The sequence below is a fragment of the Streptosporangium sp. NPDC023615 genome, assembly GCF_040640155.1.
GTDB lineage: Bacteria > Actinomycetota > Actinomycetes > Streptosporangiales > Streptosporangiaceae > Streptosporangium.
On the sequence record NZ_JBFABE010000022.1, the window covers coordinates 38,581 to 57,233 of the forward strand.

The 18,653-nt window shown below is 74.2% G+C and carries 19 protein-coding genes; 9 read left to right on the forward strand and 10 right to left on the reverse strand.

The window, feature by feature from the left end; genetic code table 11:
* On the reverse strand, window positions 1-772 hold a 772-nt coding region (locus tag AB0G16_RS17850), incomplete at its 3' end, for a cobalt-precorrin-6A reductase (protein ID WP_362805790.1).
* Window positions 773-813: 41 nt separating this feature from the next.
* On the opposite strand from AB0G16_RS17850, the gene AB0G16_RS17855 reads away from it, so the two are divergent.
* Window positions 814-1,941, forward strand: a complete 1,128-nt coding sequence (locus AB0G16_RS17855; RefSeq protein WP_362805792.1) for a cobalt-precorrin-5B (C(1))-methyltransferase — start codon at window positions 814-816, stop codon at window positions 1,939-1,941.
* Window positions 1,942-2,063: 122 nt separating this feature from the next.
* On the opposite strand, the gene cobM is transcribed toward AB0G16_RS17855, so the two are convergent.
* The 3 genes from cobM to AB0G16_RS17870 are packed head-to-tail and all read right to left on the reverse strand — an operon-like array spanning window position 2,064 to window position 4,514.
* Complete coding sequence (gene cobM / locus AB0G16_RS17860) at window positions 2,064-2,807, reverse strand: precorrin-4 C(11)-methyltransferase (RefSeq protein ID WP_362805794.1); 744 nt, start codon at window positions 2,805-2,807, stop codon at window positions 2,064-2,066.
* Window positions 2,804-4,132, reverse strand: coding sequence for a precorrin-6y C5,15-methyltransferase (decarboxylating) subunit CbiE (gene cbiE, locus AB0G16_RS17865; protein ID WP_362805796.1), 1,329 nt, complete (start codon window positions 4,130-4,132; stop codon window positions 2,804-2,806). The genes cobM and cbiE overlap by 4 nt, the downstream gene beginning before the upstream one ends.
* Window positions 4,125-4,514: a TIGR03618 family F420-dependent PPOX class oxidoreductase gene (locus AB0G16_RS17870; RefSeq protein WP_362805798.1), complete on the reverse strand. Its 390-nt coding sequence runs from the start codon at window positions 4,512-4,514 to the stop codon at window positions 4,125-4,127. Before AB0G16_RS17870 ends, cbiE begins: the two co-directional genes overlap by 8 nt.
* 255 nt (window positions 4,515-4,769) lie before the next feature.
* Here AB0G16_RS17870 and AB0G16_RS17875 point away from each other — a divergent pair, with 255 nt between their 5' ends.
* From AB0G16_RS17875 to AB0G16_RS17890, 4 genes are all read left to right on the forward strand, one after another.
* Window positions 4,770-5,369 (forward strand): WHG domain-containing protein, encoded by a 600-nt coding sequence (locus tag AB0G16_RS17875; RefSeq protein WP_362805800.1) that lies wholly within the window; start codon window positions 4,770-4,772, stop codon window positions 5,367-5,369.
* A 52-nt stretch (window positions 5,370-5,421) separates the two neighbouring features.
* Window positions 5,422-5,898, forward strand: a complete 477-nt coding sequence (locus tag AB0G16_RS17880) for a low molecular weight protein-tyrosine-phosphatase (RefSeq protein ID WP_362805802.1) — start codon at window positions 5,422-5,424, stop codon at window positions 5,896-5,898.
* Between the two features lie 178 nt (window positions 5,899-6,076).
* Window positions 6,077-7,288: a sensor histidine kinase gene (locus AB0G16_RS17885; RefSeq protein ID WP_362805804.1), complete on the forward strand. Its 1,212-nt coding sequence runs from the start codon at window positions 6,077-6,079 to the stop codon at window positions 7,286-7,288.
* On the forward strand, window positions 7,285-7,956 hold the full coding sequence (locus AB0G16_RS17890; protein ID WP_362805806.1) for a response regulator transcription factor: 672 nt from the start codon (window positions 7,285-7,287) through the stop codon (window positions 7,954-7,956). Before AB0G16_RS17885 ends, AB0G16_RS17890 begins: the two co-directional genes overlap by 4 nt.
* On the opposite strand, the gene AB0G16_RS17895 is transcribed toward AB0G16_RS17890, so the two are convergent.
* The 3 genes from AB0G16_RS17895 to AB0G16_RS17905 form a co-directional block, all read right to left on the reverse strand.
* Window positions 7,953-9,632: an SDR family oxidoreductase gene (locus AB0G16_RS17895; RefSeq protein ID WP_362805808.1), complete on the reverse strand. Its 1,680-nt coding sequence runs from the start codon at window positions 9,630-9,632 to the stop codon at window positions 7,953-7,955. The genes AB0G16_RS17890 and AB0G16_RS17895 overlap by 4 nt on opposite strands.
* A gap of 148 nt (window positions 9,633-9,780) precedes the next feature.
* Window positions 9,781-10,698, reverse strand: coding sequence for a helix-turn-helix transcriptional regulator (locus AB0G16_RS17900; protein WP_362805810.1), 918 nt, complete (start codon window positions 10,696-10,698; stop codon window positions 9,781-9,783).
* Between the two features lie 128 nt (window positions 10,699-10,826).
* Window positions 10,827-11,063: a DUF397 domain-containing protein gene (locus tag AB0G16_RS17905; protein WP_362805812.1), complete on the reverse strand. Its 237-nt coding sequence runs from the start codon at window positions 11,061-11,063 to the stop codon at window positions 10,827-10,829.
* A gap of 228 nt (window positions 11,064-11,291) precedes the next feature.
* Here AB0G16_RS17905 and AB0G16_RS17910 point away from each other — a divergent pair, with 228 nt between their 5' ends.
* From AB0G16_RS17910 to AB0G16_RS17920, 3 genes are all read left to right on the forward strand, one after another.
* Window positions 11,292-11,795 (forward strand): ATP-binding protein, encoded by a 504-nt coding sequence (locus AB0G16_RS17910; protein WP_362805814.1) that lies wholly within the window; start codon window positions 11,292-11,294, stop codon window positions 11,793-11,795.
* Between the two features lie 148 nt (window positions 11,796-11,943).
* Window positions 11,944-12,762 carry an SAM-dependent methyltransferase gene (locus AB0G16_RS17915; protein ID WP_362805816.1) on the forward strand — a complete coding sequence of 273 codons (819 nt, stop codon included), beginning with the start codon at window positions 11,944-11,946 and terminating at the stop codon, window positions 12,760-12,762.
* A 129-nt stretch (window positions 12,763-12,891) separates the two neighbouring features.
* Window positions 12,892-13,710: an SAM-dependent methyltransferase gene (locus tag AB0G16_RS17920; protein WP_362805818.1), complete on the forward strand. Its 819-nt coding sequence runs from the start codon at window positions 12,892-12,894 to the stop codon at window positions 13,708-13,710.
* Between the two features lie 70 nt (window positions 13,711-13,780).
* Here AB0G16_RS17920 and AB0G16_RS17925 read toward each other — a convergent pair whose 3' ends face one another.
* Both AB0G16_RS17925 and AB0G16_RS17930 read right to left on the reverse strand, forming a co-directional pair.
* Complete coding sequence (locus AB0G16_RS17925; RefSeq protein ID WP_362805820.1) at window positions 13,781-15,424, reverse strand: ATP-dependent DNA helicase RecQ; 1,644 nt, start codon at window positions 15,422-15,424, stop codon at window positions 13,781-13,783.
* A 510-nt stretch (window positions 15,425-15,934) separates the two neighbouring features.
* Entirely contained in the window at window positions 15,935-16,615 is a 681-nt protein-coding gene (locus AB0G16_RS17930) for a fasciclin domain-containing protein (protein WP_362805822.1), read from the reverse strand.
* A 205-nt stretch (window positions 16,616-16,820) separates the two neighbouring features.
* On the opposite strand from AB0G16_RS17930, the gene AB0G16_RS17935 reads away from it, so the two are divergent.
* Window positions 16,821-17,282, forward strand: coding sequence for a PPOX class F420-dependent oxidoreductase (locus AB0G16_RS17935; RefSeq protein WP_362805824.1), 462 nt, complete (start codon window positions 16,821-16,823; stop codon window positions 17,280-17,282).
* 79 nt (window positions 17,283-17,361) lie between these two features.
* Here AB0G16_RS17935 and AB0G16_RS17940 read toward each other — a convergent pair whose 3' ends face one another.
* A complete protein-coding gene (locus tag AB0G16_RS17940) occupies window positions 17,362-18,585 on the reverse strand; it encodes an NAD(P)/FAD-dependent oxidoreductase (protein WP_362805826.1) in 1,224 nt (407 codons plus the stop codon).
* Window positions 18,586-18,653 lie beyond the last annotated feature (68 nt).

Genomic DNA, 18,653 nt, shown 5'->3' on the forward strand with positions numbered 1-18,653 from the left:
CGCCGTGTCCGGCACCGCCTCTCCCGCCGGGGGCGGCCGCGCCCTCCAGCCAGGTGAGCGCGGCCGGCACGTCCCCCACCGCGGGCACCCCCGCGGGCGGGGGCGGCCGGCGCACGATCACGACCGGCAGCCCGAGCTCGCGGGCGGCCCGCAGCTTCGCCGTGGTCATCTCACCGCCGCTGTCCTTGGTCACCAGCACCCCCACCCGATGCTCGCGCATCAGGGCCGTCTCCCCTTCCACGGTGAACGGCCCCCGGCTGAGCAGCACCTGCGTCCGGCGCGGCATCGGCGGCTCGGGCGGGTCCACCGAACGGGCCAGGAACCAGTGGCCGTCGAGACCGGCGAACACCGGCAGGCTCCTGCGCCCGGTCGTCAGGAACACCCGCTCCCCCAGCGAGGGCAGCAGCTCGGCGGCGGCCTCCAGCGACGCCACCCAGCGCCAGTCGTCGTCGGGGCCCGCCCGCCAGCCCGGCCTGCGCAGGATCAGCAGCGGCAGGCCGACCCGGCCCGTCGCCTCGACCGCCGAGGCGGTCATCCGGGCCGCGAACGGATGCGTGGCGTCCACCACCGTGTCGATCCCCCGCTCCTCCAGCCACGCCGCGAGCCCGCCGGGACCGCCGAACCCGCCCTCGTGCACCTCCCCGACCGGCAGCCTCGGGTCACGCACCCGGCCCGCGAGCGACGACACCACGTGCGTGCCCTCGCGCCCGGCCAGCGCGGCGGCCAGCCTCCTGGCCTCGTCCGTACCGCCCAGGATCAGGATGTTCGGCACCCCGCCCCCTCTCCCCGCTCGTACCGTCGGATGCTTGGAACATGAGCACTTCCCTGCGGCACGGCTGGACCACCGGCGCCTGCGCGACCGCGGCCACCGCGGCCGCGTACACCGCCCTGCTGACCGGCGACTTCCCCGACCCGGTGCGGATCACCCTGCCCGGCGGGCGGCACCCGGCCTTCGCCCTGGCCGCCGAGGAGCTCACCGGCGCCACCGGGACCGCCGGGACCGCCGGTGGGACCACCGGCGGGAACGTCGGCGCGACCTCGGCCAGGGCCTCGGTGGTCAAGGACGCCGGTGACGACCCCGACGTGACGCACGGCGCGCTGATCTCCTCGACCGTACGGCACGGCGCCCCGGGCACCGGGGTGGTCTTCAGCGCCGGCCCCGGCGTGGGCACCGTCACCAAGCCCGGACTGCCGCTGCCGGTGGGCGAGCCCGCGATCAACCCGGTCCCCCGCACGATGATGCGCGAGCACGTCGCCGAGGTCGCGGCCCGGCACGGCGGGAGCGGCGACGTGCTCGTGGAGATCTCCGTGGAGGGCGGCGAGGAGCTGGCGAAGAAGACCTGGAACCCTCGGCTGGGCATCCTGGGCGGCCTGTCGATCCTCGGCACGACCGGCGTCGTGGTGCCCTACTCGTGCTCGGCCTGGATCGACAGCATCCGCCGCGGCATCGACGTGGCCAGGGCCGCGGGCCGCACCCACGTCGCCGGCTGCACCGGCAGCACCTCCGAGAGGGTCGCCGCCGAGCTGTACGGGCTTCCCGAGGACGCGCTGCTGGACATGGGCGACTTCGCCGGGGCGGTGCTGAAGTACCTGCGCAGGCACCCCGTCCCCCGGCTGACCATCGCCGGGGGCGTCGGCAAGCTCTCCAAGCTCGCCGACGGTCACCTCGACCTTCACTCCGGGCGCTCCCAGGTCGATCCGGCGATGCTGGCCGGGCTGGTCCGCTCCGCGGGCGGGGACGAGGAACTGGCCGCTCGCGTCCTGGAGGCCAACACGGCGCTGCACGCGCTGCACCTGTGCCAGGAGGCGGGCCTGCCGCTGGGCGACCTGGTCGCCGAGGGGGCCCGCCGCACCGCCGCCGGGGTGCTGCGCGAGGCGCCGGTGTCCGTGGACGTGGTGGTCATCGACCGCGCCGGCACCGTCGTCGGCCGCGCAGGCTGATCCCGCCCGGCACGAGCCGGCCGGGCCCGCCCGGTCCGGTCCCGCCGTGCCCGCCGTGCCCGTCAGACCCTTCACCCGGGCGCGTCCGGCCGGATCGCCCGCGGCCCGCCGCACCGCGCGGGTCAGTCACGGCGGCGCGCGGCCGAGTACAGGTGACTGTCGGGGAACTCCGAGGCGGTCAGCACCCGGCCCACCACGATCACCGCCGTCCTCAGGATCCCGGCCCGCCGCACCTGACCGGCGATGTCGGCCAGGGTCCCGCGCAGGATCACCTCGTCGGCGCGGCTGGCCCTGGCGACCACCGCCACCGGGCAGTCGGCCCCGTAGTTGGGCACGAGTTCCGCCGCGACCTCCCCGATCCGCTGCACCGCCAGGTGCAGCACCATCGTGGCCCGGCTCCGGCCCAGCGTGCCGAGATCCTCGCCCTCGGGCATCGGGGTGGCCCGTACCGCCGTGCGGGTCAGCACGATCGTCTGCCCCACCCCCGGCACGGTCAGCTCGCGCCGCAGCGACGCCGCGGCGGCGGCGAACGCGGGCACCCCGGGCACCACCTCGTACGGCACCCCCTCGGCGTCCAGCCGCCGCATCTGCTCGGCCATCGCGCTGAACACCGACGGGTCGCCCGAGTGCAGCCGGGCCACGTCGTGCCCGGCCCGGTGGGCGGCGACCATCTCCGCGACGATCTCCCCCAGCGCCATCCTCGCCGTGTCGACCATCCGCGCGCCCGGCGGGCAGGACTCCAGCAGCTCCCGGGGGACGAGCGACCCGGCGAACAGGCAGACCGGCGCGGCCTCGATCGCCCGCTGTCCCCGCACGGTCACCAGGTCGGCGGCGCCCGGTCCGGCACCGATGAAACGTACCGTCATCGCTCCCCCTCACCCTTGACCGCGACCCAGATCGTGACCGGCATCATCGGCCGCCAGCCGGTGAACCCGCCCACCGGCGCCGCCCTGCTGACCGCCAGCCGCACCAGCTCGCCCCCCAGCTCACCGTGCCAGGAGGCCAGGACCGCCTCCGACTCGACGGTCACCGCGTTGGCCACCAGCCTGCCCCGCGGCCGCAACGCCTCCCAGGACGCCTCCACCGTCCCCGGCACGGTCACCCCGCCTCCGACGAAGACGGCGTCGGGCCGCTCCAGGCCCGCCAGCGCCCCGGGAGCGGCACCGGTCACCACCCTCAGCCCGGGGACGCCCAGCGCCGCGGCGTTGCGGGCGACCGCCGCCGCCCGGTCGGGGCGGGCCTCCACCGCCACGGCCCGGTTGTCCGGGTGGGCGCGCATCCACTCCACGGCGACGCTGCCCGCCCCCGCCCCGACGTCCCACAGCAGCTCGCCGGGGACGGGCGCCAGCCGGGAGAGCGTGACCGCGCGCACCTCCCGCTTGGTGAGCTGGCCGTCGTGCTCGAACGCCCCGTCCGGCAGGCCCGGCAGCCGGGGCAGCGCCACCGCGCCGGCGTCGGCCCGGCACTCCACGGCCACCACGTTGAGGTCGTGGGCCACCGGCAGGGACCACCCGGCGGCCGTGCCGGTGACCACCCGCTCCTCGGCGGCGCCGAGCCGCTCCAGGACCGTCATCGCGCTCGCCCCGTACCCCCGGGCGACGAGCAGCGCGGCGACCACGGCCGGGGTACGTCCGTCGGCGCCCAGGACCAGGACGCGGCGGCGGTCGTGGACGGCCGGGTGCAGCACCTCGGGCGGGCGCGCCACGAGACTGACCACCTCGACCCGGTCGGCGGCCCAGCCCAGCCGGGCGCAGGCCAGCGAGACCGACGAGGGGTGCGGCAGCACCCGGACCCGGCCGGCGCCCAGCAGCCGCACCAGGGTCGCGCCGATCCCGTGGAACATGGGATCGCCGCTGGCCAGCACGCACACCCTGCGACCCCGGTGGGCGTCGATCAGGCCGGGCAGCGCCGGAAGCAACGGTGAGGGCCACGTCACCCGCTCGGCACTGGGCTCGGGAACGAGCGCGAGCTGCCGCGCGCCGCCCATCAGCACCTCGGCGGCGTGCAGCTCCCACCGCGCCGCCCTGGACAGGCCGGCCCATCCGTCCGCCCCGATCCCCACCACGGTCACCGGTTCCGCCCCCGGATCGCCCGCGGAGTCGACGAAAGGGCCGGTCGCGGGACCGGCGACGGAGCCGGGCCCGGGGCTCGTCGCGGGGCCCGTCGCGGGGCCGGTGACGGGGTCAGACATTGCCCAGCACCCGGGTGAGACGGATCTCCACCACCACGCGGGCCGGGTTCTCGCGCGGCACCCGGTAACGCTCGGCGTAGCGGCGCTCGGCGTCGGCGACCGACTCCGGGTCGGTACGGATCACCGCCCGCCCCTCCAGCGTCGACCAGCGCCGCCCGTCCACCTGGCAGACCGCGACCGCCGCGCCCTCTTCGCCCGCCGCCAGCACGTGCCGGACCTTGTGCGACCCGCCCGACGTGATCACCCTGGCGATCCCGGAGTCGGCGTCCAGCGTCACCCCCACCGGGACCACGTGCGGGGTGCCGTCGGCGCGCACGGTGCTCAGCGTGCACAGGTGACGCTCCCGCCAGAAGGCGCGGAGCCCCTCTCCGAGATCCTTCAACACCCCACCCCTCCCATGCCGTTCCGTCGCGCGACATGCTAGCCCCGCCCCCGGAACGCGGGGGGACCGCACCGGCCCGACGCGCGGTCCCCCCGCCCCCCGCGCCCTGCGCGCACACCTTCCGCGCCGCGCCCACACCCCGCCCGCGCCCCGCCCACCGGCCCGAGCACACGACGCTCACGTGGCGCGGAACGCTACGATGCCTGCCTGCGTTAAGTGAACGCCTGGACATCCCAGGAAAGGCGAGGGTGGCGCATGGCTCGCGCGGGACTGACGGCGGAACGGGTGACACGGGCGGCCGCGGAGCTGGCCGACGCCGTCGGGTTCGAGAACCTCACCGTGTCCGCGCTGGCGCGAGGCTTCGGGGTCAAGGACGCGAGCCTGTACTCGCACGTCCGCAATCTTCAGGACCTGCGGGAACGCGTCGCCCTGCTGGCCGCGGGCGAACTCGCCGACCACATCGCCGCGGCGGTCGCGGGCCGCGCCGGCAAGGACGCCATGACCGCGTTCGCCAACGCCTACCGGGAGTACGCGCTGGCCCACCCCGGCCGCTACGCGGCGACCCAGATGCGCCTGGACCCCGCCGTCGCCGCCGGATCCGCCGCCTACGCGCGCAACATCGAGCTCACCCACGCGATGCTGCGCGCGTACCGGCTGGCCGAACCGGACCTGACCGACGCGGGCCGCCTGCTGCGCAGCACCTTCCACGGCTACGTCACCCTGGAGGCCGGCGGCGGATTCGGTCACTCCCGCGACGTGCGAACCTCCTGGGAGAGGGGCCTGGACGCCCTGCACGTCCTGCTGGAGAGCTGGCCCGCGCATCCGTCGCGCCGGGCCGGGACGGAGATGACGTGATCCGCGAGGGGACGCCGGCCGGAACCGTCCCGCCAGACGGCATCCTGTACGCATGAGCTATCACATATGCCTGGTGTGCATGGGCAACATCTGCCGCTCCCCCATGGCCGAGATCGTGCTGAGGAAGACCCTCGCCGACCACGGCCTGGCCGATCTCGTCACGGTCGACAGCGCGGGCACCGGGGACTGGCACCAGGGCGGCCCGATGGACGCGCGGGCCGCCGCCATGCTCGCCGACCACGGCTACGACGGCTCGCGGCACCGCGCCCGGCAGTTCCTGCCGGACCGGTGGGAGGGGATCGACCTGGTGCTGGCCATGGACGCCCGCAACCTGGGCGCGCTGCGCCGCCTCGCCCCGGCGGGCGCGGACGTGCGCCTGTTCCGCTCCTTCGACCCCGCCGCCCCGCGGGGCGCCGAGGTGCCCGACCCCTACTACGGCGAACGCGAGGGGTTCGCCGAGGTGCTGCGGATGGTCGAGGCCGCCTCCACCGGTCTTGCCGCGCACCTGGCCGCCACCCTCGACCGCTGATGTCTTCCCCTCTTTTTCATTTCATGATCATTTTGATTTGAGCGGACGCCTTTACAAAGTAAGTTGAGGGTATGCCGGTCGGTCGCCCCCTCACGTCCGGGCCCGCGCGGTTTCCACCCGGAGGATGACGTCCCACGGGTGGAGGTGGGGACCCGGCCGTGAGGGATACGGTTCCACCGTGGACCTCACCGCGGGCGACCCGCTCTTCCCGCACCGCTGGAGCCACGGCCGGCTCGTCCGCCTCGACGCCCTCGCCTCCGCCGGGTACGCGCTCGTCCTGCTGCTCGGCGGTCCCCCCGACCCGGCCGTGCCCGCCTGGGCCTGGCTCCCGCCGCTGGCCGCGCTCACCCTGCCGCTGGCGGTGCGGCGGATCTGGCCGCTCACCGTCCTCTGCGTCGTCCTCGCGGCCTCCCTGACCGCCGTCCTGTTCGGCCTGATACACGATGGCTTCGTGGCGGCGGCCCTCGCGGCCTACATGGTGGCGCTCACCCGGCCCCGGCTCCGCCGGGAACCCACCCTCGCCATCGGCGCCTGCGGCGCGGTGGCCGTCCTGCTGCTCTCCGCCGCGGGCACCCCCGGCCCGCCCCCGGCGTCCCGCCTGCCCGGCGCGCTGCTCACGGGGGTGGCGCTCCTGGGCGGAGCCTGGGTCGCGGGCCGCGCCGTGCGGGAGCGGCGCGCCTACGCGGCGCGGTCGGCCGAGCAGCTCGCCGACCGGGCGGTCGCCGAGGAGCGGCTCCGGATCGCCCGTGAGATGCACGACGTGGTGGCGCACAGCATGAGCCTGATCGCGGTCAAGGCGGGCATCGCCAACCACGTCGCCGCGGCCCGTCCCGAGGAGGCCGCGGACGCGCTGCGCGTCATCGAGATCACCAGCCGGGGAGCGCTGGCCGAGATGCGCCGGCTGCTGGGCGTGCTCCGCTCCGACCTCGACGCCGCGCCCGCCCTCCTCCCCTCCCCCGGCCTGGCGGATCTGGCCGATCTGGCGGGGCGGGCGGCGACGGCCGGGGTGCGGGTCGAGCTGGACCTGCGCGCCGCCGGTCTGCCCGAGGGGGTGGAGCTGTCGGTCTACCGGATCGTCCAGGAGGCGCTGACCAACGTCGTCCGGCACGCCGCCCCCGCCCGGTGCCGGGTCTCGGTCACGGCGTCGCGCGGCGAGGCCGGGGGCGAGGTCCGGGTCGAGGTCGTCGACGACGGGCCCGGCGGGCGGGTGCCGCCCGGGGAGGGCGGGCACGGGCTGATCGGGATGCGCGAGCGGGTGGCCGCCTACGGCGGGAGCTTCACGGCCGGGCGCCGTCCGCCGGGCGGTTTCGCCGTCTCGGCCCGCATACCGTACGGGGAGACACCCGCGCCGTACGAGGAGGCCCGCACGGTGCGCGGGGAGGCGTCGTGATCCGGGTGCTCGTCGCCGACGACCAGGCGCTGGTGCGCGGCAGCTTCCGGCTGCTGGTGGACACCGCGCCCGACCTGGTGGCGGTGGGCGAGGCCGGGACGGGGGCCGAGGCGGTGGAGCTGGCCCGTGCCGAGTCGCCGGACGTGGTGCTGATGGACGTGCGGATGCCGCGGATGGACGGCATCGAGGCGACCCGGCGCATCTGCGGCCCCGAGGGCGTCCCCGGGGCGCACGTGCTGATGCTCACCACGTTCGACCTGGACGAGTACGTCTACGCGGCGCTGCGTGCCGGGGCCGCCGGCTTCCTGCTCAAGGACACCCCGCCGGCCGGCCTGCTCTCCGCGATCCGGGTGGTCGCCTCCGGCGAGGCCCTGCTCGCCCCCACGGTGACGCGCCGTCTCATCGCCGAGTTCTCCCGGCGTCCGGAACCGGCGCGCCCGCCCGGACGCGGGCTGGAGGGGATCACCGGCCGGGAGCGCGACGTGCTGGAGCTCATCGCGCGGGGGCTGTCCAACACCGAGATCGCCGATCGCCTGACGCTGAGCCTGGCGACGGTGAAGACGCACGTGGGTCACCTGCTCGGCAAGCTCGCCGCGCGCGACCGGTCCCAGCTCGTCATCGTCGCCTACGAGACGGGCCTGGTCGCGGCGGCGCGCCCGCCCCGCTAGGCGTTCCGGTCCCGCGGGGCACCGGACGCGGCCCGGTCGTCCCCGGCGCCGGCGCCCGTGCCGCCGCCGGTCCCCGTTCCGGCCCCGGCGTCGGCGTCGGTCCCGGCGTCGGACTCCGTGACGGCTCCGGCGTCGGCTCCTGTGTCGGCTCCTGTGTCGGCTTCGGTGCCGGTCTGCGTGACGGCTCCCCGGGACGGGCGGGGCGAGACCGGGCCGTGCTCGGCGGCGGCGGCCACGTTGCGCAGCATCCGGCCGAAGATCAGGGTGTGGAAGGGCGAGACCGACCACCAGTACAGGTGCCCGGACAGGCCGCGCGGATGGAAGATCGCCCGCTGGCCGTAGACGGTCTCCCCCTCGTGTTCGAGCACCCGCATCTCCAGCCAGGCCAGGCCCGGCAGCCGCATCTCCGCCCGCAGCCGCAGCAGCCGGCCCGGCCGCACCTCCTCGACCCGCCAGAAGTCGACCGAGTCGCCCACCCGCAGACGCCGGGGGTCGCGGCGTCCCCTGCGCAGCCCCACGCCGCCGACAGCGCGGTCCATGAGGCCGCGCACCTGCCAGGCGATGGGCAGGGAGTACCAGCCGGCCTCGCCGCCGATCGCCTCGACGACCTCCCAGAGCTGCCGCGGGGAGGCGTTCACCCGGCGGGCCCGCGCGTCGAGGTAGAGGCTGCCGCCCGCCCAGCCGGGGTCGGTGGGCAGCGGGTCGCTGGGCGCGCCCGGGGTGGAGGCCGAGGACCAGCGGGTGGTGACCTCGGCCTCCTTGATCTTCTTCAGGGCGAGCTCGACCGCGCGCCGCAGCCCGATCAGGCCGCCGGGCGGATCGGGGACGTACCGGGCGACGTCGTGCTCGCCGCAGACCGCCTCGTTGCGCAGCGACTCCACCAGCGGGCGGGCGAGCCCGGCGGGGACGGGGGTGACCAGCCCCACCCAGTGGCTGGACAGGCCGGGGCTGAGCAGCGGGACCGGGATGATCAACCGGCGGGTCAGCCCGGCGACGTCGGCGTAGACGCGCATCATGTCGGCGTAGGTCAGCACGTCGGGGCCGCCGATGTCGAAGGAGCGGTTCACCTCCTCCGGCACGCCCGCCCAGGCCACCAGGTAGCGCAGGACGTCGCGGATGGCGATGGGCTGGGTCCTGGTGGAGACCCAGCGCGGCGTCGTCATCACCGGAAGCCGCTCGGTGAGGTAGCGCAGCATCTCGAAGGAGGCCGATCCGGAACCGATGATCATCGCCGCACGCAGCACCACCGCGGGGACGGCGGACCCCAGGAAGATCTCCCCCACCTCGGCACGGGAGCTCATGTGCGGCGAGAGCTTCTCGTCGGGCGCCAGGCCGCCCAGGTAGACGACGCGGCGGATCCCGGCCCGCTCGCACGCGGCGGCGAAGGTGGTGGCCGCCTCGCGGTCGGCCGCGGCGAAGTCCTTGCCGCCGACGCCGCCGCCCCCGCCCATCGTGTGGATCAGGTAGTAGACGACGTCGACGCCCTCGAGGGCCTCGTCCACCTGTCCGGCGTCGGTCGCGTCGGCCTGGGCGACCTCGACCCGCGAGGCCCACGGCTGGTCGCGTAGGCGTCCGGCCGAGCGCGCCATGCAGCGGACCTCATGACCCGCGTCCAGCAGTTCGGGGACCAGCCGTCCCCCGATGTATCCGGTCGCGCCGGTCACGAGACATCTCATTCATCCATCTTCGTACGGCCCCCCGCCGCGGTTGCGGCTCGGACACGCGGGAGCGCCCTCGAAGTCCTCGCACGAGGGATCTTGAGGGGGCACCCGGACCGGCGCGGCGTGAGGGCACCCGGAGCCGCGTCCGGGACGCGTGGCGCGCTCAGCGGCGGCGCCGGAACCCCTCGCGGATGCCCAGCAGGATCTCACGGGTGCGCGTGGTCGGCTCGGCCTCGATGCACAGGCGCTCCATGACCTCCAGGTAGCGGTCGACGTCCTCGCGCTTCTCCAGGTAGACGGCGCTGGTGAGCTGCTCCATGTAGACCACGTCGGGCAGGTCGGGCTGGGAGAAGCGAAGGACGCTGAAGGGCCCTCCGGCCGCGGCGTGGCCGCCGACGCTGAAGGGCACGATCTGGACGGTCACGTTGGGAAGTTCGAGGGCACGCAGGATGTGGTCGATCTGCTCGCACATCGCCTCGGCGCCGCCGAGGGGGCGCCGCAGCACGGCCTCGTCGAGCACGGCCCACAGGTGGGGCGGGTCGGGGCGGTGCAGGAGCCGCTGGCGTGCCAGGCGGAGCCGCACCCGCCGGTCGACCTCGGCCGGGGACGCCGTGGGGAAGCCGAGCTGGACGACGGCCCGCGCGTAGCTCTCGCTCTGCAGCAGGCCCGGCACGAACTGCACCTCGTAGTTGCGGATGCCGGTCGCGGCCTCCTCCAGGCTCACGTACGTCTCGAACCAGCCGGGCAGCACGTCGCTGTAGTTGTGCCACCAGCCGGTGAGGTTGGCCTTCTCCACCAGGGAGAGCAACGGCTCCCGCTCGCTCTCGTCGGTCACCCCGTACAGCGTCAGCAGGTCGGCCACGTCCCTGAGCCGGAAGCCGACCCTGCCGAGCTCCATGCGGCTGACCTTCGAGTGCGAGGCGCGGATCGCGTACCCCGCGTCCTCCAGCGTGATGCCGCGCTGTTCCCGCAGGCGGCGCAGCTGCGCGCCCAGGACGATCCGCAGCACGGTCGAGTTGCCCCTCGGCGCTGCCATCGAGAGCGGGGTGGCCGGTCCGCCGTCGGCATGAGGTGTGATCATCTGCAGTCCTTCGGGCGCGGGGACGAGCCGTCGCCCATCGTTCACGGCGATCGCGACCCTTCACGGTACTCCGCCCGTCCTGTACGGACCAGAGAGAATTCCATCCTTCAACCATCGCCGGACGGCGGTCAGGCGATCAGGTCGTCGAACTCCCCGCTCTTGACCCCGCGGACGAAGGCGTCCGTCTCGTGGCGGGTGTAGACGAGCGCGGGCCCCTCGGGGTCACGGGAGTTGCGCATGGCGACCCGGCCGTCGGGAAGCTCCGCGATCTCCACGCAGTTGCCGCTCGGGTTGCTGAAGTGGCTCTTGCGCCAGACGACGCCGTCCATCTGGGCGGCCGACATGCCGTTGTACGGCGGATTCATCCTCGCCTCTCGGGATTTGGGAGGGGACAACACCACGAGCATAGGGGGTTTTGTGCAGATGCACGTGCATCTGTACTTGCCTATGCACATAACGGCGTGCAAGATTGCTAAAACGGATCTTTACTCGCCCACGGTCGCCCACCCCCAAGGTCTCCGATGACTGGTTACCGAAGACACGAAGCCACACCCGTCCGACCCCAGGCCGGCGGGTGGGAACGGTGGTTGTCGATGCTCGACGACGTGCTCCCCCCGAACGGCGTGCCCTTCTGGAGCGGCGGCGAGGGCCGCGCCGACCAGATGCAGATGGCCGTCCGCAGCCTGCACCACGACCCGTGCGCGGCGCGGACGGCCCGCGAGTTCGCCGTCCGTTCCCTGCGGGCCTGGGAACTCGAACCGCTGATCGACGACACCGGCGTCGTGGTCTCCGAACTGGTGACCAACGCGCTGCGCCACGGTACGCCGGGGGCCGCGCACGCCCGCCCCCTCCCCGAGGTCACGGTGATCCTCTGCCACACCGGGCACTCGATGCTCTGCGCGGTCACCGACCCCGGCGACCGGGCCCCGCGCCTGCGCGAGCCCGACTACGAGGCCGAGTGCGGGCGAGGACTCCAACTGATCGACGGCGTCAGCGAGACGTGGGGCTGGGCTCCGCTGGAGAACCGCGGCAAGGCGGTGTGGGCGGCCTTCGCCCTGCCCCCGAGGGGAGGCCGGCACCTGGAGGCCTGCCGCTGACCGCGCTCCGGGACGGAACTTACAGGCAAACATTCCGACTGAAGACGACATATAAGGACATATGTAGAGAGAACACGCAGAAAAGGCGTCACACCATGGCCGAAAGGCCGATAATGTCCGCTGCAGGCCGCATCGCTGGACGGAGGACATGATGGCGTCGCCACCGCCCGACCGTCTCAGGTTCGACCCCACGACCCCGAACGCGGGCCGGATGTCCGACTACTACATGGGCGGCAAGGACAACTTCGCCGCCGACCGCGAGACCGCGCGGATGGCGCTGGAGCTGGCCCCCGAACTTCCCGCCCTGACCAGGGAGGGCCACAGGTTCCACCGCCGCGTCCTGCGGTTCCTCGTCGGGACCGGCGTCCGCCAGTTCGTCGACATCGGCTGCGGCCTGCCGACCCAGCACAGCGTGCACCGGATCCTGCGCGATCTCGCGCCCGACGCGCGGGTCGTCCACGTCGACCGGGACCCGATGATGGTCGTCCACACCCGGGCCGTGCTGCGCGAGGACGGTCCGGCCGTCGCCGTCGAGGCCGACGTCCGGGACACAGAGCGGCTGCTGCGGCACCCCGGCCTCACCGCCACGATCGACCTGGACGCCCCCGTGGCCGTCCTGCTCTTCTCGTCGCTGACCCGCCTCAGCGACGACGTCGAGGCCATGCAGATCACGACCGCCCTGCAGAAGGCCCTGGTGCCCGGCGGCCATCTGGCCCTCTCGCACGCGGTCTCGGACCTGCGCCCGGAGACGACGGCCAAGCTCTCCGCCCTCTACCGCGAGCGCGGGTCGATCGCCGGCCCCCATCGCGGCAACCTGCGGACCATGGCGGAGGTCGGGCGCTTCTTCGACGGGCTCAGACTCGTCGAACCGGGCCTGGTCTACGTCCCCGACTGGCGGCCGGACGAGACGGGGCCGCATCGCCCGGACTCGATCTGGGTGGTCGGCGGGGTCGGGGTCAAGGACTGACGCGTGGCGGGCGGGCCGGGGCCGAACAGGTCCGGGGCGGTCCGGGCCCCCCGGATCCGGCACGGGACTTGACATCCGTTCACCGGACGTGCGGTTCTTTAGTGTCACAGGTAACGGAGAGGACGACGCATGAGCGACGCCGCCAGGCGGCCCGCGTCCGGGCTGAACACGAGCGTGCCCAACGTCGCCCGGATGAACGACTACTTCCTGGGCGGCAAGGACAACTTCGCCGCCGACCGCGAGGCGGCCGAGCGGGTGCTCGCCGTCGCGCCGGAGATCAGGGCCATGGCCCAGGAGTCCCACGCCTTCCTCGGCCGGGTGGTGCGTCACCTCGTCGAGCAGGGCATGAGGCAGTTCGTCGTCATCGGCTCCGGGCTGCCCACTCGCCGGAGCGCGCACGAGGTGGCCCAGGAGATCGAGCCGGAGACCCGGGTGGTCTACGTCGCCACCGATCCGGTGGTGCTCTCCCACTCCCGCGCCATGCTCGCCACCGACGGCAGGACCACCGTCGTCGAGGGCGACGTGCTGCACCCGCGGGAGCTGCTCGCCGACCCCGAGCTGCGGCGCCTGATCGACCTGGAGCGGCCGGTGGCCGTGCTGATCCTGTCGGCCCTGCAGTTCATCCCCGACGAGGACGACCCCCACAAGAGCGTCGCCGTCCTGCGCGAGGCGGTACCGGTCGGCAGCCACTTCGCCATCGCCCACGTCGTCTTCGACACGCGGCCGGAGGCGGCCGGCCCGCTGGTCGACATCTACCGGCGCGTCCTGGGCCGCCAGGAGGACGCCTCGCGCACCAGCGACCAGGTGCTGCGTTTCTTCGACGGGCTGGAGCTCGTCGAGCCCGGCCTGGTCCACCTCCGCCACTGGCGTCCCGACAACCCGCTCACGACCCGGGGACCCGACCGGACGTGGTCGATGGGCGGGGTCGGCCGCAAGACCGAGGGCTGACCCGGCCCGCCGGACGTCACACCGGGCGCGGCGGGTGACGTGAGAGGTCACCGGCGGGCCCCCGGGCCGGTCACCCGGCGGCGACCAGGAGATCCTCGCGTTCCACGGCCTCCAGCGAGAGCGTCTTGTAGCCGACCTCGTCGAACAGCACGGTGATCCGGTCGCTCTCCCTGCTCATCACCATCCCCGCCCCCCAGGCGCTGTGCCGCACCCGGGCGTGCATCGCGAACGGCCCCTCCGTCTCGGCCTCGGCCTCCTCGGGCAGGCCCGCCCGGCAGGTGTCGCAGGCGTCGCAGGCGCGCTCGCGCGGCTCGCCGAAGTACTCCAGCAGGAACCGGCGGCGGCAGCCCGTGGTCTCGGCGTACCCGCGCATCATGTCGATCCGGGAGTCGTCGATGCGGCGGCGGGTCTCGTCCAGCTCGACGGCGCGGGCGGTGGACGCCTCGGGACCGGGCGCGCCGGGCACCCGGCGCAGGTCGCCCTTGCGGGTGACCCGGACGCTGCCCGCCCGCTCCAGCAGGTTGACGACCCGGGTCAGCCGGGTGGCGCCGATGTCGAGCACGCCGCGCAGCTCACCGGCGGGTACGGCGCCGCCGTGCTCGTGCACCAGCGTGGCGACCCGCAGCAGGAGCTCCTCGTCGGCGCGGCCCCCGGCGAAGAACCTGCGCAGCCCGAGGTCCTCCGGGCGGTAGAACAGCACCGCGGCGGCCGGCTTCCCGTCGCGTCCGGCGCGGCCGATCTCCTGGTAGTAGGAGTCCGGCGACTCCGGCGGGGAGGCGTGCAGCACGAACCGCACGTCCGGCTTGTCGATGCCCATGCCGAACGCCGAGGTGGCCACGACCACGTCCAGCTCGTCGTCGCGGAACATCTCGTGGATCCGGTGGCGGTCGGCCGCCTTCATGCCCGCGTGGTAGGGCTCGGCCCTGCGGCCGGCCTCGCGCAGCGCGGCGGCGTACTCCTCGGCGGCCTTGCGGGTGGCCACGTAGACGAGGCCGAGCCCCTCGCGGGACGTGGCGTCCTCCACCAGCGCCCGCCGCAGGTCCTCCTGGGTGACGAAGCGCCGCACCTCCAGGTCGATGTTGGGCCGGTCGAAGCCCCGCACGATCTGGCGGACGTTCCTCAGGCCGAGGGCGGCGACGATCTCCTCGCGCACCGACGGGGTGGCCGTGGCGGTCAGCGCCACCACCGGGGGGTGGCCGAGCCGCTCGATGACCTGTCCGAGCCGCAGGTAGTCGGGCCGGAAGTCGTGGCCCCACGCCGACACGCAGTGCGCCTCGTCGATGGCGATCAGCGAGGGGCGCGCGGCCCGCAGCCGCTCCACCGTCTCCGGCTTGGCGAGCTGCTCGGGCGAGAGGAAGACGAACTCGGTGGTGCCGGCGCGTACCTCCTCCAGTGACGCCTCCGCCCCGGACTGGGCGGAGTTGACCGCCACCGCGCCCCCGGCGTCGGCCTCGGCCAGCCCGGCGACCTGGTCGCGCTGCAGGGCGATCAGCGGCGAGACGACCACGGTGGGGCCGTCGAGCAGCAGCGCGGGCACCTGGTAGACGGCCGACTTGCCGCTGCCGGTGGGCATGACGACGAGGGCGTCACCGCCGTCGAGCAGGTGACGCATGGCGTCGAGCTGCCCGGGTCGCAGGTCCTTCCAGCCGAAGACCTTGCGGGCCACCGAGCGCAACCGCCGCGCCCGCGGCCCGAACCTGTCCTTGATGCTCATGCCTCCGCCTTCCATGTCCCGCCCCAGTTACCCCATGATCGGCGGGATAGTCCCCGGTCATCGCGGCGCGGGCGCGGGATGCGGGCCCGAACTGGGCGGAGACGGGGACGGAAGGGTCCGGAACGGGTGGGGCGGGAGGTGCGGACGGGGCGGGCAGGCGGCGGGCAGGCGGGATGGACGTCCCGGGCATGCCGGGAAGAGGTTCCCGGGGCATGCCGGGAGGACGTTCCCGGGCACGGGCGGGAGCGAAGACGGCGGGGCGAGGGAGCCGCGGGCGTGGCGAGGGCGCCCCGGGGACCGGGAGCCGGGGACCGGGGGCCGGGGGCCGGGAGCCGGGGAGAAGGACACCGGGCGCGAGCCCGGGAAGGGCGCGGGGCGAGCCCCGGACACGGGTGAGGGGCGCCTCCCGCGGGCACCCCTCCGTCGGACCACGGGCCCGACCGGCCGGATCAGGGTCCGGCCGGCGTCACGGCCCGCCCTTGCGGGCCCTGGCCGCCTCGGACACCGTGCTCACTTGGGCATGAGGACCGTGTCGATCAGGTAGACGACGGCGTTGGAGGTCTGGACGTTGCCGCAGACGATCTTGGCGTCGTTGACCGTGTACTCCTGGCCGGAGCCCTTGACGGTGAGCGTGCCGCCCTGCATGGTGGTCAGCTCGCCGTCGGCGAGATCCTGCTGGGTCTTCTTCCCCTCCACGACGTGGTAGGTCAGGAGCTTGGTGAGCTGCTCCTTGTCGGCCAGGACCTTGTCGAGCGTGTCCTTCGGGATCTTGTCGAACGCGTCGTTGGTCGGCGCGAACACCGTGATGTCCTGGGCGGAGTTGAGCGTCTCGGTCAGGCCGGCCTGCTCGATGGCCTGCGCGAGCGTGGAGAGCTCGGGGTTGGAAGAGGCCGCGGTGGCGACCGGCTGGGTGGCCATCTCGGCCGGGCTGCCCGCCCCGCTGGTGGGCAGGGAGGCGCAGGCGGGACCGAACGGTTCGCCCGCGGCGCCCGCCGACGGCGAGGCGCCGTCCGTGGGCATGACGGAATCCGTGGGCGAGGCGCTCTCCGCCGGCGGGGAGGTCATGTCCGTGGGAACCGGCGTCGGCGAGAGGGTGCGCGCGAAGGCGCCGGTCCCGGCCTCGGCGGCGACGGGGGCGGCGGTCAGCGCGAGCACGGTCAGGGCCGATGCCAGAAGAGACTTCTGCTTCACGGTTATCTCCTTGTTCGGGCGGATGAGCCGCTCCGGCCGTACGGGCCAGAACCGCTCACATGCTGTATTAGAGATCAATTCCCTGAAATTTGATGCCAAATGCCCCATTAGAACACTCTTGACTACATATCTCCCAAGAAAGATAGCTATTTTCCATTCGTCGGGGCGTGAATGCCGGTTCGTCCCACCCACGTACAGTGGGAACATGAGCCCCAGGATCGCCACCAACGAGACCGTCTCCCGTGATCGGCTGCTCGGCTTCCTCCGTGACCGCCACCGCGCGCTGGTCATCACGGCACGGACCGACGGCAGGCCGCAGGCGTCCCCGGTGACCTGCGGTCTCGACGCCGAGGGCCGCATCGTGGTGTCCACCTATCCCGAGCGCGCCAAGGTCGCCAACGCGCGCCGCGACCCCCGGGTGAGCGTCGTGGTCCTGTCGGACGACTTCGACGGCCCGTGGGTGCAGGTGGACGGCACGGCCGAGGTCCTCGACCTGCCCGGGGCGCTCGAGCCGCTGGTGGAGTACTACCGGTCGATCTCCGGCGAGCACCCGGACTGGGCGGAGTACCGCGAGGCCATGACGCGGCAGGGCAAGTCGCTGCTGCGCGTCACCCCGGAGCGCTGGGGCCCGATCGCCACCGGCGGTTTCCCCGCCCGGCTGGCCTGAGCCCCCGCCCTCCCCTCCCCCCCGGCACGACCGACGCGACCGGCCCGGGCCCCGCCCCGTTCGGCGACCCCCGCCCCTTTCAGCGTCGCTCGGCCAGGACGGCGTCGGCCGCCCTGCGCCCGGAGACCAGGGCCCCCTGCTGCGAACCGGTGTCGCGGTGGTCGCCGCACACGTAGCGTCCCGGCCCGAGGCGGACCGGGCTGCGCAGGGAGAACGGCGGCGTCATCGCGGGCAGCGCCCCCTCGACGGCGTACGTCGCCAGGTGTTCCCAGCCGGAGGCGTCGATGTCGTAGATCTGAGCCAGCCGCGCGCGCACCCTGGGCTCGTCGGCGTCGGTGAGCATCCCCAGCACCGACGTGGAGATCAGCGCGCGGCCCGGCGGGGCGTACGCGGGCGCGGTGTTGCTGATGACCAGGGTGTCGGTGATCTCCCCCTGCACGTCCACGAACTGGGTGGCGTCCTCCGTGGGCGGGCGCGAGGCGGCGTGGTAGAAGGTCGTCACCGAGCGCATCGCGGGGATCTCCAGCCCCGGGTGGAGCGCGGCGGCCATGGCGGGGTCGGTCGCCACCACCACGGCGCGGGCCGGGATCGTCCCGCCCTGGGCCGTCTCCACCCCCTCCTCGGTCACCGCGATGACCGGGGTCTCCAGCGTGATCGTCTCCGCCGGGAGACGGGAGGCGAGCTGGCGGGTGATCTCCCCCATGCCGAGCGCGGGCACCGCGATCGTGCCGCGCGCGAAGCAGCGCCAGATCAGGTGGAAGAAGCGGCTGGAGGTCTCCAGTTCCCGCTCCAGCAGCACGCCCGCCAGGAAGGGACGGATCAGCTTCTCCACCATCTTGGGCGAGACGCCCCAGTGCTTCAGTTCCTCCAGCGTGGTGCGCTCGCGCCCGGCGCGCAGCCTGCTCGCCGGCAGCACGATGTCACGCGTGGTCAGCGCGGCCAGGACCGCCTTGTCCACGGGCGTGCCCACGTCGGCCAGCACCCCGCTGAACGCCTGGGACGGGTGGCGCCAGGGCAGCATGAGCCGCTCCCGCCGCCCCCGGTCGAAGGAGATCACCCCCGACGGGATCGCGCGCAGGTCCAGGGCGCCCAGGTCGAGGACGCGGGCCGCCTCGGGATAGGCGGTGTTGAACACCTGGAAGCCGTGGTCCAGCCGGAAGCCGTCCACGACGTCGGTGCGCACCCGGCCGCCCACCTCCGCCGCCGCGTCCAGGACGCGCACGTCCATCCCGGCCGAACGCAGCCGCAGGGCGCACGCGAGGCCGGCCAGGCCCGCACCGACGACGATCACCGTGTCCGGCATGACAATCCCCCTGATTCGACGGCGGACGGGACCCGCGGAGCCGGGAACCGCCGCCTGTGTCTTCGGAC